The sequence below is a fragment of the Catenulispora sp. GAS73 genome (genome assembly GCF_041262085.1).
Classification (GTDB): Bacteria; Actinomycetota; Actinomycetes; order Streptomycetales; family Catenulisporaceae; genus Catenulispora.
The window spans coordinates 142,614-158,747 of sequence record NZ_JBGCCM010000011.1 but is presented as its reverse complement, the minus strand read 5'-3'; the positions used below and the strand labels follow the sequence as shown (position 1 = coordinate 158,747).

17 protein-coding genes are annotated in these 16,134 nt (G+C 71.0%); 9 read left to right on the top strand and 8 right to left on the bottom strand.

Annotated features, from left to right (window positions below; genetic code table 11):
* Positions 1-32 precede the first annotated feature (32 nt).
* Positions 33-1,544 carry a DUF4157 domain-containing protein gene (locus tag ABH935_RS18575; RefSeq protein WP_370379150.1) on the top strand — a complete coding sequence of 504 codons (1,512 nt, stop codon included), beginning with the start codon at positions 33-35 and terminating at the stop codon, positions 1,542-1,544.
* A gap of 214 nt (positions 1,545-1,758) precedes the next feature.
* Here ABH935_RS18575 and ABH935_RS18570 read toward each other — a convergent pair whose 3' ends face one another.
* The 4 genes from ABH935_RS18570 to ABH935_RS18555 form a co-directional block, all read right to left on the bottom strand.
* Entirely contained in the window at positions 1,759-2,574 is an 816-nt protein-coding gene (locus ABH935_RS18570) for a thiazole synthase (protein ID WP_370379264.1), read from the bottom strand.
* A gap of 16 nt (positions 2,575-2,590) precedes the next feature.
* Positions 2,591-2,824, bottom strand: coding sequence for a sulfur carrier protein ThiS (thiS, locus tag ABH935_RS18565; protein WP_228561913.1), 234 nt, complete (start codon positions 2,822-2,824; stop codon positions 2,591-2,593).
* Positions 2,821-3,981, bottom strand: a complete 1,161-nt coding sequence (gene thiO, locus ABH935_RS18560; protein ID WP_370379149.1) for a glycine oxidase ThiO — start codon at positions 3,979-3,981, stop codon at positions 2,821-2,823. The genes thiS and thiO overlap by 4 nt, the downstream gene beginning before the upstream one ends.
* 78 nt (positions 3,982-4,059) lie before the next feature.
* The gene (locus ABH935_RS18555) at positions 4,060-5,307 is read right to left on the bottom strand and encodes a low temperature requirement protein A (protein ID WP_370379148.1); all 1,248 of its coding nucleotides are present in this window, start codon (positions 5,305-5,307) and stop codon (positions 4,060-4,062) included.
* A gap of 50 nt (positions 5,308-5,357) precedes the next feature.
* Between ABH935_RS18555 and ABH935_RS18550 the strand changes: the two genes are divergently transcribed.
* From ABH935_RS18550 to ABH935_RS18530, 5 genes are all read left to right on the top strand, one after another.
* Positions 5,358-6,530 carry an NAD(P)/FAD-dependent oxidoreductase gene (locus ABH935_RS18550; RefSeq protein ID WP_370379147.1) on the top strand — a complete coding sequence of 391 codons (1,173 nt, stop codon included), beginning with the start codon at positions 5,358-5,360 and terminating at the stop codon, positions 6,528-6,530.
* A 52-nt stretch (positions 6,531-6,582) separates the two neighbouring features.
* Positions 6,583-6,963 carry an Rv2175c family DNA-binding protein gene (locus ABH935_RS18545; protein WP_370379263.1) on the top strand — a complete coding sequence of 127 codons (381 nt, stop codon included), beginning with the start codon at positions 6,583-6,585 and terminating at the stop codon, positions 6,961-6,963.
* Positions 6,964-7,034: 71 nt separating this feature from the next.
* Entirely contained in the window at positions 7,035-7,661 is a 627-nt protein-coding gene (gene thiE / locus ABH935_RS18540; RefSeq protein ID WP_370379262.1) for a thiamine phosphate synthase, read from the top strand.
* An 88-nt stretch (positions 7,662-7,749) separates the two neighbouring features.
* Positions 7,750-8,196, top strand: a complete 447-nt coding sequence (locus ABH935_RS18535) for a ribonuclease domain-containing protein (protein WP_370379146.1) — start codon at positions 7,750-7,752, stop codon at positions 8,194-8,196.
* Positions 8,193-8,618, top strand: a complete 426-nt coding sequence (locus ABH935_RS18530) for a barstar family protein (RefSeq protein WP_370379145.1) — start codon at positions 8,193-8,195, stop codon at positions 8,616-8,618. The genes ABH935_RS18535 and ABH935_RS18530 overlap by 4 nt, the downstream gene beginning before the upstream one ends.
* On the opposite strand, the gene ABH935_RS18525 is transcribed toward ABH935_RS18530, so the two are convergent.
* From ABH935_RS18525 to ABH935_RS18515, 3 genes are read right to left on the bottom strand one after another with little or no spacing between them, the layout of a single operon-like run.
* Positions 8,590-9,942 carry an ATP-binding protein gene (locus tag ABH935_RS18525; protein WP_370379144.1) on the bottom strand — a complete coding sequence of 451 codons (1,353 nt, stop codon included), beginning with the start codon at positions 9,940-9,942 and terminating at the stop codon, positions 8,590-8,592. The genes ABH935_RS18530 and ABH935_RS18525 overlap by 29 nt on opposite strands.
* On the bottom strand, positions 9,939-10,613 hold the full coding sequence (locus ABH935_RS18520; RefSeq protein WP_370379143.1) for a response regulator transcription factor: 675 nt from the start codon (positions 10,611-10,613) through the stop codon (positions 9,939-9,941). Before ABH935_RS18520 ends, ABH935_RS18525 begins: the two co-directional genes overlap by 4 nt.
* A gap of 43 nt (positions 10,614-10,656) precedes the next feature.
* Positions 10,657-11,172: a hypothetical protein gene (locus ABH935_RS18515; RefSeq protein WP_370379142.1), complete on the bottom strand. Its 516-nt coding sequence runs from the start codon at positions 11,170-11,172 to the stop codon at positions 10,657-10,659.
* Between the two features lie 265 nt (positions 11,173-11,437).
* On the opposite strand from ABH935_RS18515, the gene ABH935_RS18510 reads away from it, so the two are divergent.
* Entirely contained in the window at positions 11,438-13,345 is a 1,908-nt protein-coding gene (locus ABH935_RS18510; protein ID WP_370379141.1) for a glycosyl hydrolase family 18 protein, read from the top strand.
* Positions 13,346-13,980: 635 nt separating this feature from the next.
* Entirely contained in the window at positions 13,981-14,568 is a 588-nt protein-coding gene (locus tag ABH935_RS18505) for a hypothetical protein (RefSeq protein WP_370379140.1), read from the top strand.
* A gap of 42 nt (positions 14,569-14,610) precedes the next feature.
* On the opposite strand, the gene ABH935_RS18500 is transcribed toward ABH935_RS18505, so the two are convergent.
* Entirely contained in the window at positions 14,611-15,426 is an 816-nt protein-coding gene (locus ABH935_RS18500) for a class II aldolase/adducin family protein (protein WP_370379139.1), read from the bottom strand.
* Positions 15,427-15,511: 85 nt separating this feature from the next.
* Here ABH935_RS18500 and ABH935_RS18495 point away from each other — a divergent pair, with 85 nt between their 5' ends.
* On the top strand, positions 15,512-16,126 hold the full coding sequence (locus tag ABH935_RS18495) for a TetR/AcrR family transcriptional regulator (RefSeq protein ID WP_370379138.1): 615 nt from the start codon (positions 15,512-15,514) through the stop codon (positions 16,124-16,126).
* Positions 16,127-16,134: the final 8 nt, after the last annotated feature.

Here is a 16,134-nt window from a genome sequence, read left to right as displayed (position 1 = left end):
ATGTCGTCTGTACCCCTGCGAAGGCGGGATCCATGCACACACCAGAGAAGTTGCCTGAGAACAAGCGAGGGACGGGCGGCGGTGCGGCCAAGGCTCCGCGGTCTTCCGTGATGTCCCCGGCAGCCGCGGCCCGCGGCCCGATGACCCCCGGCGCGGCTTTGGCGCTTCAGCGCGCCGTCGGCAATCAGGCCGTGTCCCGCGTGCTCGCCCAGGAGGAGCATGTCCACGGCGCCGGCTGCGGGCACGGTGCGGTCCAGCGCGCCGAGAACGCCGAGACCGTCGAGGCGCCGGCGCAGACCCTCGACGCCGCCCTGGCCTCCGCGAGCCGGCCGATCGAGAGCGGCACACTCAAGAAGGCGCAGTCGTTCTATCAGAACGACCGTCTCTCCCAGGGCCGCGTCCACACCGGTCCGCTCGCCCAGCGAGCCACCGCGGCGTTCGGTGCCAAGGCCCTGACGGTCGGCACCCACATCCTGTTCGCCGACGGTGCCGAGCACGACCCGGCCACCGCCGGCCACGAGATCGGGCACCTCGACAAGAACCTCCGGGGGATCCGCGAGACCGGCACGAACCACGGCTCCGTCACGGTGACCGACCCGAACCAGGGCAGTGAGCGGGAGGCCGCGATCGACGGCGACGCGTTCGCCCAGGGGGCCGAGGTCGCTCCGTCGCTCGCCGCGCAGCAGGCCGGGGGTCGGCAGGCCGCCGCCGGGCAGGACACCGCGACCGGTGCGGAAGCCGCCTCGGACACGACGCTCCAGCGGGCCACCGTTCAGCGCGCACGCGACTCAGACCGGCGACGTTCCATCAGCCCGCGCGAGGAAGACGAGCGCCGGCGTCGTCACCGCTCCCGGGACTACGACGACCGCCGAGCCAGCACCTCCTACGCTTCCAGCTCACGCGGATCCACCCCGGGCTACGACGACTTCTACGGCGACACCGATTACGACCGCTACGACATCAACTACGTGACCGACGAGACCCAGCGCCAGAACCCGCCCGGTCGCAGGGCCGTCGATCAGAACGCTGTGATGGGGTATCCCGCGAGGGATATTCTGACCGACGCGGGCAGGCCGCCGCGAGGTACGGCGGCTCATCTGCACACCGGCGCCGCCTACGCTCTCGGCGACGGGGTGTACGGCCAGACGCAACGGGCGAGCAATCTCACGCCCGGCTCGCACGCGACGAACCTCGACCACAAGAGGTGGGAGGACTCGGTGCCCGAAGTCACGTCGATGTTGGGCGTGACGGTGACCGGTGCGGGCCTGACCGGCCGCGGTGCAAGCGGTAGGGGGCACCAGGTCTACGATGACATGCGGTTCGAGGTCCGTGGCGAGGATGGAACGCCGGTGGTCCGCTCACCTTCCCTGCACCTGCATGACTATGACAACGCTGCCGCCCGGCGGTCCCGCCCGAACTACCCGACGACTCAGGAAATCCGCACTCGGATGCGATACGGCGCCGCGGATCAAGTCATGAACTCGGTCCCCGAGGAAGACTGGGACAGTGACTATCGAGAGCACCGCCGCCGCAGAAGGCACTGACGGACACGGACACGGCCACGGACATTGGCAAAGCAAGGCGCGGCAGGCCGGTACAGGCTCGCCGTGCCTTGCTTGTCTTGGCTTGTCTTGCCCGCGATGCCGATCCGCGTCAGGCGACAGGCGTGATCGTCGCGGTGCCGCACCGGTCGCGGTGGTTCCAGCCACCGGACCGTCGGTTGTGGTGGCGCGGGCTTTGGCGGCGCGCTCCCGCGTCCTAGTCGAACGCAGGAACCTCATCCCGCAGGTGAGCCCGGCCGTCCATGGTCGACGAAGCCTGCGCGTGGTACCGCTTCGGCATCCGGCCGGCGGCGCGCGCCAGCCGTCCGGCCTCGATCGCGTGCCGCATCGCCGTGGCCATCGCCACCGGGTGCTGGGCGCGGGTGACCGCGGTGGCGAGCATGACCGCCGAGCAGCCCAGCTCCATGGCCAGGGTGGCGTCCGAGGCGGTGCCGATGCCCGCGTCCAGGATCACCGGGATCGAGACCGCGTCCACCATCAGCTCGATGTTGTGCGGGTTGCGCACGCCCAGGCCGGAGCCGATCGGGGCGCCGGCCGGCATCACCGCGGCGCAGCCGAGCTGCTCCAGGCGCTTGGCCAGGACCGGGTCGTCGGAGGTGTACGGCAGGACGGTGAAGCCGTCGTCGACCAGGGCCTCGCAGGCGGCGACCAGTTCGATCGGGTCCGGGAGCAGGGTGTGCTCGTCGGCGATCACCTCGACCTTGACCCAGTCGGTGCCCAGGGCCTCGCGGGCCAGGCGGGCGGTGAGGATCGCCTCGCCGGCGGTGAAGCAGCCGGCGGTGTTCGGCAGGACCTGGATGTCGTTGCGGCGCAGCACGTCCAGAACGGAGCCGCGGGTGGCCGTCGACACCCGGCGCAGCGCCACGGTGGTCAGCTCGGTGCCGGAGGCCAGCAGCGCCTGCTCCAGCACCTCCAGGGAGGGCGCGCCGCCGGTGCCCATGATGAGCCGGGAGGTGAAGGTCTTCCCGGCGAGCTCGAAGCTGTCGGCGGTGGTTCCGGTGGGTTCCAGCAGTGCGGTCACAGCGGTTTCAGCCTCCTTGCACGGCGGTCAGGATCTCGACCCGGTCGCCGGCGTTGAGCGGGGTGCCGTCCCAGGACGCGCGGGGGACGACGGTTTCGTTGACGGCCACCGCGATCCCGCCGCGGTTGCCCTCCCGCGCCGCCTCGACCAGCGAGACGACCAGATCCGCGACGGTGGTGCCCTCGGCGATCTGCGAGGGCTCGCCGTTCACTGACAGCTGCATGATGTGCTCAGCGCTCATTTTCCGAACCTTTGCGGACTGAAGGGGGCCAGCGCCTCCGGGACGGTGCCGGTCGCCAGGATCTCCGCGACGCCGTCGGCGGTGGCCGGGGTGAGCAGCACGCCGTGCCGGTAGTGGCCGGTGGCGTACAGCAGCCCGGGCAGCGCGGTCGGGCCGATCAGCGGGGCGTTGTCGGGGGTGCCGGGGCGCAGCGCGGCGCGGCTCTCGATCAGCGGCAGCTCGGTGATGCCGGGGACCAGTTCGCGGGCGTCGCGCAGCAGCTCGTAGACGCCGCCGGCGGTGACCGCGGTGTCGTAGTCCTGCTCCTCGACGGTGGCGCCGAGCACGAGCTCGCCGTGCTCGCGCGGGACGAGGTAGGCGTGGTTGTTGCGCACGACGTAGCGCACGGTGCGGGACAGGAACGGCCTGAAGACGTCCGGCACCGCCAGCCGCAGGATCTGCCCCTTGACGGGACGCACCGGCGGCAGCAGTTCGGCCGGGATGCCGGCGATCTGCCCGGACCAGCAGCCGGCCGACAGTACTACTTGGTCTGCGGACAGCGCCGTGCCGTCCTCCAGCAGCACGCCGGTCGCGCGGTCCCCGTCCCCAGTCACAGTCAGCTCGGCGACCTTCGTGCGCACGATCGTCGCGTTCGGATCCCGCTCCAGCGCCGCGAACAACGCGGCCAGCAGCATCCGGTTGTCGACCTGGTGGTCCCCGGAGACCAGCAGCCCGCCGCGCACACTCGGCGCCAGCATCGGCTCCAGCCGCCGCGACTCCCGGCCGTTGAGCCACTCGGCCTTCAGCCCCAGCGACTGCTGGAAGACGTGCAGCTCGGAGAGCACTTCGCGGTCGTCGGCGTCGAAGGCCACGACCAGGGTCCCGGCCTCGGTGTACCCGGGATCCAGACCGCCGGACGCCTCGCGCAGCTCGGCGACGAACGACGGATACCGCTTGGCCGAGGCCAGGTTCAGGCCGAGCAGCGCCTCCTCGCCGTAGTGCAGCTCCGTGACCGGCGTGAGCATGCCGGCCGCCGCGAACGACGCGTTGGCCCCCGGCGCCGGATCGCACAGCGTCACCGACAGACCCCGGGCGGCGGTCCGCCAGGCGGTGGCCAGACCGATCAGGCCGCCGCCGATGATCAGGACGTCGGAGCTGGCGGGCACGGGCACAGGCATGGTCATCAGTCTAGATCCGACGTCCGATGTACGGCGGGGGCGGTCCGGCGGACACCGGATCTTCACCGCCGCACCGCGTCACCGTCCGGCTGCGCCCTGCCAGACGTTCACCAGCATCAGCGGTTTCCCGGTACTCACCCAATAGAACTCGAACGCGTTCAGGGCGATCACCAGAGCGGCCAACAACGCCAGCGGCACGATCGCCGGCAGCCCGGGCGACAACACCGTGACCACGATCGCCAACAGCGCGGCCACCACGCGCGTATAGGAAGCCCCGCCGAACATCATGATCCGCGTGTAGCAGAACGTCGCGATGTACAGCGAGACGCCGCTGCCGAGCAGCAGCGCGTGCACGCCGTGCAGATGCGCCCGCGGATCGGCGACCGCCTGCGACATCCCGGCCGCGGCCAGGATGATGCCCAGCACGAACAGCATGTGCCCGTAGGAGAACGAGGACCGGACCAGCACCGCCGGGACCTTCGCCACCTTCAGCGCGTGCTCGGTCGCCGAGGCGCCGTACTGGAAGTACGTCCACCACAGCCCGCACGACAACAGGAACGCCACGAACAGCGTCACGGCCTCCTCGCCGTGCAGCGCGTTGCGCGTCCCGCCCTGCCCGATCCCGACCAGCGTCTCGCCGAGCGCGATGATGACGAACAGCCCGAACCGCTCCGGCAGGTGCGAGGCGTCGAACTGCATGTAGTCCAGCCGGTGTCCGAGCACTATCGGGACCGCGAGCTCGACCAGCGCGATCGCCAGCCACACCCACTGCCGGGTGTCGGCCGGCAGCAGGCCGGCCAGCGTCCAGGCCAGGCCGGCCAGCACACCGACGGTGAACGGGTTCAGCCGGATCTGGAAGGCGTCGCGCTCCTGCATCGTGATCCCGAGCAGGATCCGGGTGACCAGGTAAGCCGCGCCGAACAGCACGCCGCGATTGCCGTAGGCGTCCGGTACCGAGATACACATGACGAAGGCGCCGCCGGCGATCGCCAGCAGCACCAGGTGCCGCCTGGTCGCGGAGATCACCAGGCCGTTGAACAGGATGGCGCAGCCGACCCAGGCCCACCAGAACGGCACGAACAGCAGGACCGAGCGGCCCAGGTCCGCCCAGCCCGAACCGACGTAGACCGCGTGCGCGACCTGGGTGACCGCGAACACGAAGACCAGGTCGAAGAACAACTCGGCCCAGGTCACGCGCTGCACGGCGTGCGGGGAGCGGCCCCGGTCCGGACCGCCGTCGTCGGCCGCTATGTCGGCGCTGCCGTCCGCGTCGTCCGGTTCGTCGTCCGGTTCGATCGGGGTCTCCCGGTAGTCCTCGCTCGCCACGGCGACCATGATGGCCCATACATGATTTCCACGGGATACAGTGGCGGACGATGAAGCTGGAACGTGTTCTGGTCGTCGGTGGCGGCATGGCGGGACTGCACACCGTGCGGTCTCTGCGCGAAAAGGGTTTCCCGGGCGCGGTCACGTTTCTGGGCGAGGAGCAGCACGCGCCCTACGACCGGCCGCCGCTGTCCAAAGCCGTGCTGGCCGGCAACGGCCGCGGCACCGTCGAGAAGGTCGAGGAGCTCGCCTTCGCGTTCGACTTCGCCGACTCCGGCGTCGAGTGCCGGTTCGGCGAGCGCGCCGTCGGCTGGACGCCGGGCGTGGTCACCACCGACACCGGCGTGGAGCTGCCCTACGACCGGCTGATCGTGGCCACCGGCTCGACGCCGATCCAGCTCGGCTTCGGCGAGACGCTGCGGACCTACGAGGATTCGGTACGGCTGCGCGAGCGCATCACCGGCGGCAGGCGGATCGCCATCGTCGGCGCCGGGTGGATCGGCGCCGAAGTGGCCACCGCCGCCCGCAACGCCGGGACCGAGGTCGTGATCCACGAGGCGCGGAGCAGGCCGCTGGCCCTGGTGTTCCCGGCGGCCGTCGGCGAGGCCATGGCCGGCTGGTACGCCGAGGCCGGCGCCGACCTGAAGTGCTCGGACCCGGTCACCGGCCCGCCGCCGGGCGCCGACCACACGCTGGTGGCGGTCGGCGCGCGGCCGGACACCCGCTGGCTCGGTGAGGCGTTCCACCGCGCCAAGGACGGCTCGCTGCTGGTCTCCGAGCACCTGGAGACGAACGTGCCCGGCGTGTTCGCGGTCGGGGACGTCGCGGCGTACCGCAGCGTGCGCTACGGCGGGCGGCACATCCGGGTCGAGCACTGGGACAACGCGCTGCGCGGGCCCCAGGCGCTGGTGCCGAACGTGCTGGAAGGCGTCGGCGCGGCCGTGTACGACCCGGTGCCGTACTTCTGGAGCGAGCAGTTCGGACGGATGGTGCAGTACGTCGGCCACCACACCTCCGCCGACCGCATGGTGCTGCGCGGCGACCTGGCCGCGCCGACCTGGTCGGTGTGCTGGCTCGACCCGCACGCCCGGCTCACCGCGGTGCTGGCCGTCGGCCGCCCCCGCGATCTGGCGCAGGGCCGCCGCCTGGTGACCGCCGGAGCGGTCATGGACGCCGCCCGGGTGGCCGATGCCGCAGCGGCGTTAACGGCGGCGGTTCTCTAAAACTCCTGGCATGCTTGTGGGCGTGACTGAGAAGAACACCGCAGTTGGGACCATGAACGCCGAGGCCCACCGCGACTCGATCGACCCCGCCCTCGACGCGCTCGTGGGGGAGTGGCTGACCCTGCCGGACATCGCCGAGCGCTTCGGCGTCCAGGTGACCCGCATCCGCCAGCTGCTGCGCGACAACCAGCTGATCGCCGTCCGCCGCGGCGAGAACAACGCCCTGCACGTGCCCGCCGGCTTCATCGTCGACGACCACACGGTCAAGGGCCTCACCGGCACCCTGACCCTGCTCAAGGACGCGAAGTTCACCGACGAGGAAGCCCTGCGCTGGCTGTTCACCCCCGACGACTCGCTGCCCGGCACCCCCGTCGACGCGCTGCGCGAGAACCGCGGCACCGAGGTGCGGCGGCGCGCGCAGGCCGAGCTGTGAGGGCTGGCGCAGACTTCCGCGACACAGATCTCCGCGACACAGACTCCCGCGACACAGACCCCCGCGAGAAACTGGCGGACGCACGGCTCTACCTGTGCTGCGACGCCCGCGAGAAGCAGGGCGACCTGCCGGAGTTCCTGGACGCGGTCCTCGCCGGCGGCGTGGACATCGTCCAGCTGCGCCAGAAGGGCATGGAGGCGCGCGAGGAGCTCAACGCGCTCGAAGTGTTCGCCGACGCGTGCAAGCGCCACGGCAAGCTCCTGGCGGTGAACGACCGCGCGGACATCGCCTACGCCACCGGTGCGGACATCCTGCACCTCGGCCAGGACGACCTCCCGGTACCGATCGCCCGCCGCATCATCGGCGACGAACCGATCATCGGCCGCTCCTGCCACGCCGAGTCCGAAGTCGAGGCGGCGGCCGTCGTACCGGGAGTGGACTACTTCTGCACCGGCCCGGTCTGGCCGACCCCGACCAAGCCCGGCCGCCCGGCGCCCGGCCTCCCCCTGGTCGAGTACGCGGCCCGCCTGGCCCCGGAAGGCGCACGCCCCTGGTTCGCCATCGGCGGCATCGACGCCGGCAACCTCCCCGAGGTGCTGGCCGCCGGCGCGCGCCGGATCGTGGTGGTGCGGGCGCTGACCGAGGCGGAGGACCCGAGGGCGGCCGCGGCTGAGCTGAGTGGGATGCTTCGGGGGTAGCTTGCGCGGGCCGGCGTGGCAGGGTCGCGCCGGCCCGAGCGGCAGTCGACCGCGTGCCCTGATGATCACCGTGAGTTAGGCTCCGACCGTGACCCCGTCCGCGTCGCCCCGCCGCACCACGCCGCTCGTGGCCCTGCTCGTGCTCGTGATCGCGGCGGCGCTCGGGCTGGCGGGCTGCGGCGGCTCGTCGAGCAAGGGTTCGAGTCCGAAGGCGAGCTCCAGTTCGGCGGCGGCCAAGCCGGCGGGCATGGGCTCGATCGCCGAGGCGAGCCTTCCCGCCGAGGCGCGCGACGTCATCAAGCGCATCGACGACGGTGGCACCTTCCAGTACCGCCAGGATGGCGTCACGTTCCAGAATCGTGAGCGCCAGCTGCCGGCCGAGCCGAGCGGCTACTACCGCGAGTACACCGTCGCCACGCCCGGGGCCGCTGATCGCGGCGCGCGGCGCCTCATCCTCGGGCGCGACGGCGAGCTCTACTACACCCCGGACCACTACAAGTCGTTCCTCTGGGTGCTGCGAGGTGGTGCGACATGACCGCGTTGGCCCACGTCCTCGGCGAGTTCGGCCCCGGAGTCCACGTCTGGAACTCCGAGCGTCCCGCCTCCGACATCAGCGCCGAGGCCGAGGAGATCGCCTGGCGCTGCGTCTTCGTGGACTGCTCCCGCGTCCGGGACAAGGCGCAGTTCCTGGAGGAGTGCGAACGCTCATACCGCTTCCCCGCCTACTTCGGCCACAACTGGGACGCCCTGGCCGACTGCCTCGCCGACCTGCAGTGGCTGCCCCCGCCGGAGCCCGGCAGCGGCGGCGGGATCCTGACCGTCGTCGAGGACAGCAACACCTTCGCCTTCGCCGACCTGGACGCCTACAGCATCGCCCTGGAGGTCTGGGAGGAAGCCGCCGAGGCCTGGCGCCGCATCGGCGTGCCGTTCACGGTGCTGCTGCGACCGGGAGAGTGATCCGCAGCAACGCCCCGACCGGCCGCGGCACGGCCTCGATCCGGCCGCCGTGCGCCTCGGCGACCTGCTTGGCGATCGCCAACCCCAGCCCCGATCCCGGCAGAGCCCTCGCGTCCGGCGAGCGGTGGAACCGGTCGAAGACGTACGGCAGATCGGCCTCCGGGATCCCCGGCCCGTCATCCGTGACCTCGACGACCGCCGCCGCCGAGCCCGCCGACACCCGTACCGCCACCACAGCCCGCGTCCCGAACTTCAAAGCGTTGTCGACCAGATTCCCGACCGCCCGCTCCAAAGCCGCCGGATCTCCCCGCACCGTCACCGCCGCGTTGCCCGGGTCGACCTCCGCCCCAGCCCCACGCCGCGCCGCCGAATCCGCGCACAGCAGATCCAGCCGCACCACCTCGTTCCGTGCCGGCGCCTCCCCGAACCGTGCCAGATCCACCAGATCGCTGGTCAGCTCCGCCAACTCCAGCGCCTGATGCAACGCCTCGCCGATCAACGTCGGCGCCTGCGGATCATCCGGCCGCTCGGCCAACAGCTCCAGATTCGTCACCAGCGACGTCAACGGCGTCCGCAACTCGTGCGAGGCGTCCGCCACCAACCGCCGCTGCGCCCCGACCGACCCGTCCAGCGCCGCCGTCATCGCGTTGAACGCCAACCCCAACCGCGCCACCTCGTCCCCGTCCCGCCCCGCGACCGCGATCGGCGCTGACAGGTCCCCGGTGGCGGCGATGTGCTCGGCCGCCGCCGTCAACCGCGCGACCGGACTGAGCACCCGCGCGGCCAGCAGGCGCGCGCCGACCGCGGCGAGCAGCCCGGCCGCCGGGATCAGCAACACCAGCAACCACTTCAGCCGGTTCAGTGTCCCGGTCGGGTCCGACTCCGGCGTGGAAGCCCGGACCAGCACGCCCGGATGCCCCGGCACCTCCGCGGTGTAGCGGCGATACAACACGCCCCCGCTGCGTACATCGGCGAAGTACGCAGGCGCGGTACCAGCAGCGACCGACCTGTCCCGCTCGTCGACCGGCGTGCCCTTGCCGGGCACCTCCGGTAGCAGGGTATTGACCAGCTCGATGAAACCCTTGCCGACCGCGATCTTCGAGCTCGCGTTCACCCCACCGAGCCCGAGCTTCTCCTTGGCGGTCTCCACGGCCAGCAGCTTCCCGTACGTGCTCGGCGCCTCGTCGGCGGTGGCGACCAGGTCGGCGTCGGTGTTGGCGCGCAGCCCGGCGCCGATCGCGGGGTACTCGATCGCCCCGACCAGCGCCACCGCCGCGACCACCGTCACCCCGCCGCCGATCGCGACCCGCGTCCGCAGGTTCACGGGTCCTCCCGCAGCACGTATCCCAGGCTTCGCACCGTCTGGATCACCCGCGCCGCGCCGTCGCCCTCCAGCTTGGATCGCAGACAGCTGATACTGACCCACAGCGCGTTCGAGTCCGGCCCGAAGTCGTAGCCCCAGACCGTCTCGAAGATCTGCGTCCGGCTCAGAACCCGCCGCGGATTGCGCAGGAACATCTCCAGCAACGCCAACTCCGTCCGGGTCAGCGCGAGGTTCCGCCCGGCGCGGGTGGCCCGGCACGCCGCGGTGTCCAGTACGATGTCGCTGAACGCGAGGTGCTCGGTCGCGGCGGCGGTGGTCCGACGCAGCAGAGCCCTGAGACGCGCCCGCAATTCGGCCAGCGCGAAGGGTTTCACGAGGTAGTCGTCGGCCCCCGCGTCCAGCCCCGCGACCCGGTCGTCGATCAGATCGCGGGCGGTGAGCAGCAGGATCGGCGTGCCGTCGCCGGCCTCGCGCAGCCGCCGGCAGATCTCCAGCCCGTTCGGCTCGGGCATCATGACGTCCAGGACCAGCGCGTCCGGCGGGTTCTCGGCGTGCTCGCTGAGGGCCTCGGTGCCGGAGGCGGCCAGGGCGACCTGATAACCGTCGCGCCGCAACGCGTGTTCCAGCGCGCGGCGGACGGCCGGGTCGTCGTCCACTACCAGGATGCGCATGGTCGGCAGTCTGGCTTCGTGGGCTGAGACCGTGCTGAGAGGATCACACGCCGGGCTTCACGGCGGCGTGCTTGAAGCTGCCGAAAACCGAAGTCACCTTGGAAACCGGCACGTGCAGCAGGCCTGCCAGGTGCTCCTCGAACTGCGCCACCGAGGGCTTCGTCGCGGAGCCGACCGCCCACTGCTCGGTCTGCTTCAGCGCCAGCACCAATGCGTCCTTCGAGACGCCGAGCTTCGCGGCGACCGTGTCCAAGCCGACAATCGCGACCTTCTTCTTGCACGCGGCCAGAGCCTGCCCGCCCCCGCCCTCGGCCACGATCTGGCCCTTGCCGGCGGCCTTCTCGGCGACCGTCCCCGCAGCTTTGCCGGCGATCTTCGCCTCGGTCTCCTTCTTGAAGGCATCACCGTTGAGCTCGACCTTGCAGCTCGTCTTCGGTGCCTTGTCAGCGCCGCCGCCGCTGCTGCCACCGGTCTCCGCAGCCGTGGCCGCCCCGGCCGCTGAAGCGCCGATCGCGACCACGAGCGCGGCGACCGGGATCAGCCTTCTGCGAAACGTCATGGGAGTTCCTTCCGGTTCCGGGTCCACGACGGCTTCTGCCGTCGCGGGATCACCGAACCAAGCAGGCTTCTCGCCGAGCCGTGGCGAACCTTTGCATTCCCTTAGGAATCGCCAGGCGTTCAGACTCTTGACACCCCGTCTGGTCTACACCATTTTGAACACAGCCCCTGTGGTGTAGACCACTAACCCCACAAGATCCAGGAGTCTTCCCCGTGAGAGGTGTGCTTTGACCTGTGCAAGAACGCGCCTCCGTGCGTTCGCGGCCATGCTGGCCGCAGTCCTGATAGCCGCCACGATGTCCGTCGCCCTGAGCGCCTCCCGCGCTCGCGCCGACAGCAACCTGGTGGTGAACTCAGGCTTCGAGACCGGAAGCCTGAGCCCGTGGACGTGTGACGCCGGTACCGGCAGTGTCGTGTCCTCGCCCGTCCACAGCGGCAGCCACGCGCTGGCCGGAGCCGCCAACAACTCCGACGACGCGCAGTGCACGCAGACGATAGCCGTGCAGCCGAATTCGGCGTACACGCTGTCGGCCTACGTCCAGGGCGCCTACGTCTACCTCGGCGCCACCGACTACAGCTCCACGTGGACTCCGTCCGCGACCTCCTACCAGCAGCTGAGCACCAGCTTCACCACCGGCGCCTCGACCACGAGCGTCCAGATCTACCTGCACGGCTGGTACGCGCAGGGCACGTATTACGCCGACGACGTCTCGCTGGTCGGACCGGGTGGCCAGACTCAGGTGCCCCCCGTGCCGACCGGCCTCGCGGTGAGCGGGACGACGTCGAGTTCGGTGTCGTTGTCGTGGAGCGCGTCCAGCGGCGCCACCGGCTACAACGTGTACCGCGGCGGTTCGAAGGTCGCGAGTGTGTCGGGCACGTCGTACACCGACTCCGGTCTGAGCGCCTCGACCAGTTACAGCTACACGGTCACCGCGACGAACTCCGCAGGGGAGTCGGCGCAGTCCGGGGCTGTCACGGGCACCACGACCGGCGGCGGTCCCTCGGTCCCGCCGACCCCGAGCGGTCTGTCGGTGAGTGGGACGACGTCGAGCTCGGTGTCGTTGTCGTGGAGCGCGTCCAGCGGCGCCACCGGCTACAACGTGTACCGCGGCGGTTCGAAGGTCGGGAGCGTGTCGGGCACGTCGTACACCGACTCCGGCCTGAGCCCCTCCACCACCTACAGCTACGCGGTCTCGGCGACCAACTCCGCCGGCGAGTCCGCGAAGTCCTCGGCGGTGAGCGCGACGACGGCCGGTTCCGGCGGCGGCAACGGCTCGCTGCCCAAGCACGTGCTGACCGGCTACTGGCACGACTTCGTGAACGCCGCGCAGCCGCTGAGCCTGGCGGCCGTGCCGGCCGGGTACAACCTGGTCGCGGTGGCGTTCGCGAACGCCGACCCGAGCAACCCCGGCGGCGTGACGTTCAGCGTCGACTCCGGGCTGTCCTCGGCGCTCGGCGGGTACACCGACGCGCAGTTCAAGGCGGACATCGCGACGCTGCACTCGCGCGGCCAGAAGGTGATCATCTCGGTCGGCGGGCAGAACGGCGCGATCAGCGTCGCCGACTCGACGTCCGCGAACAACTTCGCCAACAGCGTCTACGGGATCATGCAGAGCTACGGGTTCGACGGCGTCGACATCGACCTGGAGAACGGCGTCAACGCCACGTACATGGCGCAGGCGCTGCAGTCACTGTCGAGCAAGGTCGGCTCGGGCCTGATCATCACGATGGCCCCGCAGACGATCGACATGCAGTCCACCGGCATGGCGTACTTCCAGCTGGCGCTGAACATCAAGAACATCCTCACGATCGTCAACATGCAGTACTACAACTCCGGCACGATGAACGGCTGCGACCAGGGCGTCTACGCCGAGGGCACGGAGAACTTCCTCACCGAGCTGGCCTGCATCCAGCTGCAGAACGGGCTGCGTCCGGACCAGGTGGGCCTGGGCCTGCCGGCCTCCGGCAGCGCGGCCGGCGGCGGCTACGTCGCGCCGTCGGTGGTGAACAACGCGCTGGACTGCCTGGCGGCCGGGACGAGCTGCGGCTCGTACGTCCCGCCGACCAAATGGCCGACCATCCGCGGCGCGATGACCTGGTCGATCAACTGGGACGCCAGCAACGGCTGGAGCTTCGTGAACACCGTCGCCCCGCACCTGGCGGCGATGCCGTGACCCGGCGCTGATACCGGACCGGCCCGCCCGGCGCGCCGGGTCCGGGCCGGACCCGGCGGGGTCGGCGCTGACGTCCTGAGACAGGGCCGACGCCGGGCGCCGGCGGGCCACGCGCGGCGGCCGTCGGACTTCGGTCCGGCGGCCGCCGCTTGGGGTTCGGGGCGCTTGGGGTGTGGGACGACTCGCAGTGCGTGCCACTCGCGCGTCGGTGGTGCTCCCGGTTCGAGTCGGCCGGGGTGCGGGCCGCTTGGAGTGCGGGCTGCTCGGGGTGCGGGCCGCTTGGGGTGCGGGTCGCTCGGGGTGCGGGCCGCTTGGAGTACGGGCTGCTCGCGGTGCGGGCCGCTCGGGGTTCGAGCCGTTCGGGGTGCGGGCCGCTTGGGGTTCGAGTCGCCTGGGGTTCGAGCCGCTTGGAGTGCGGGCCGCTTGGGGTGCGGGCCGCTTGCGATTCGGCGGCGCTCGCCGTCCGAGTGCGGAGTTCGGCCGACTCGCGGTTCGGATCGCCGGTGACCCGGGCTGCTCGCGATACGCCGCCGCCCGCCACTTGCCGGCCCGGCGGTTGCCAGTTGTCTTTTGGCAACACTCACCAGGCAACAGCCGCGCACCTTCGTCAGCGTTCTGCGTTAGCGTGAACCGATGTGATCCACGCCGTCGTAGCGGTGTTCTCCATCGTGCTCACGCTGGTGCTGATCGTGCGGCTGACCCCGCGCGGAGGTGCGTGGGCCGTGCAGCGTGCGGTGGTGTGGTTACCCGGGCCGCGGCGGTGGCATCTGTGGATCGCGGGCCACCAGCGCGCGGCCCAGAGCGCGCGGATGCGGCTGGTGCGCCGGCCCGGGATCACGCCCGAGGTGCTGCAGGCCGTGTTCGTCAACGACACCACCGCCGAGGCGGTGCGGATCGCCGTGGTCCGGCGCTGCGAGCAGTTGGGCGGGGTCGGGAGTGTGATGCCGTCGGTCGTGGGCGCCTGGGGCCCGACCGACTATGCCTGGCCCCTGACATACGCCGGCGACGCGGTCGTCGTGCAGCACGCGCTGCGCCGCTGCCTGCGGCTGAAGAACCGCGCGACCTTGCGCAGCGGCTACGCGCGCCTGGCCCAACTGGCCGGGCTGGAAGCGGTGTGGGCGATGGAGTTGGAGCACGTCGGCTCGGTGGAGCTCATGGACCCGGTCGTGCGCAGCTCCATGCAGGCCGATGACACCGACGTGCTCCTGGAATGGCTCGACTGACGCCCGCGCGCCAGCCGCGTCGCCACCTCGATCGAAGCGCTCTCAGCCGAACAGGTCCGGGTCCGAGACCGTGATCTGATCCCACAGCGGCCGCGCCTGGAACCACCCCGCGAAGTGCCCGCCGATCTGCTCGCGCACCATCAGCGCGGTCTCCCGGTCGATCAGCTTCGGCGTCCCCGCAGCCATCGCCAGCAGCTGCGCCTGGCACGAGCGCTCCATCGTCACGAACCACCACACCGCCTCGGCCACCGACTCGCCGACCGTGATCAGGCCGTGGTTCTGCAGGATCGCGGCCTTGTAGCCGGCCAGCGCGGCGCCGATGCGCTTGCCCTCCTCGACGTCGCTGGCCACGCCGCCGTACCCGAGGTACAGGCCGTGGTCCTCGAAGAAGGCGCACGCGTCCTGCGTGATCGGGTCCAGCGGGATGCCCAGGGAGGCGAAAGCCTTGCCGTGCAGCGAGTGTGAATGCGCGGCGGCGATGACGTCCGGGCGCGCGCGGTGCACCTCGGCGTGGATGACGAACGCCGCGCGGTTGACGTGGAAGCGGCCCTCCAGGACGTTGCCCTCGTGGTCGCAGCGGATCAGGTCGGAGGCCTTGATCTGGCTGAAGGACTGCCCGAAACCGTTGACCCAGAACGTGTCCGGGAACTCCGGGTCGCGCACCGTGATGTGCCCGGCCACCCCCTCGGAGAAGCCGAACCGGCCGAAGATCCGGAAGCCCGCGGCAAGCTGCTCCTTGCGGTATTGGCGCTCGGCCGCGACGTCGTCGAAGGTCGGCGGGACCGGGAAGTAGAGCTCCTGGGCGACATTGCCCACGGCCTGCTCGACGTGCTGAACGTCCGGTTCGGTGGTGGTCATGGCGGCCCTTCCGGTTATCGGATACATTTCCGTATCGGATGCGTTCCTGTATCGTTGCCGCACCAGGAGGAGGTGTCAAGAACCCGTGCCCAAGGGAACGACGAAGCGCCGGCCGCAGACGTTGGCCAAGCTGCTCGACGCCGCGCTGGAGGCGTTCGCAGAGAACGGGTTCGGCGGCACACGCATCGAGGACGTCTGCGAACGCGCCGGCTACACGCGCGGCGCCTTCTACTCGAACTTCGCGAGCAAGGAAGAGCTCTTCTTCGCACTGTTTGACCGGCACGCCGAGCGCGTCCTGGAACGCTTCGAGAAGCAGGCGGCGGCTCTCGGCACGGGACCGCTGACGCTGGCGGACATCGCGGCGGCGCTCGCGGAGTTCGACGAGGCCGAGCGCACCTGGTACCTGGTGACGACCGAGTTCACGCTGTCGGCGATCCGGGACCCGGAGGCGGCGCAGCGGCTCGCGGAGCACGACGCCGGGCTGCGCGCGGAGGCGGTGCGGCTGCTGGGGGAGTTGCTGACGCGCGCCGGGATGCGGGTGCGGGCCGGGGTGGAGTTGGAGTCGCTGGTCAGGATGCTGATCGCGATTCGCGAGGGCGCGCTGGCGCAGAGCTATGTGGAGCCGGGGGAGTTGCCGCCGGGGACGTTGGAGCGGCTCTTTCTGCCGGCGTTGCTGGGAGCCGTGACCGAGGCTGCCTGAGCTGAGGT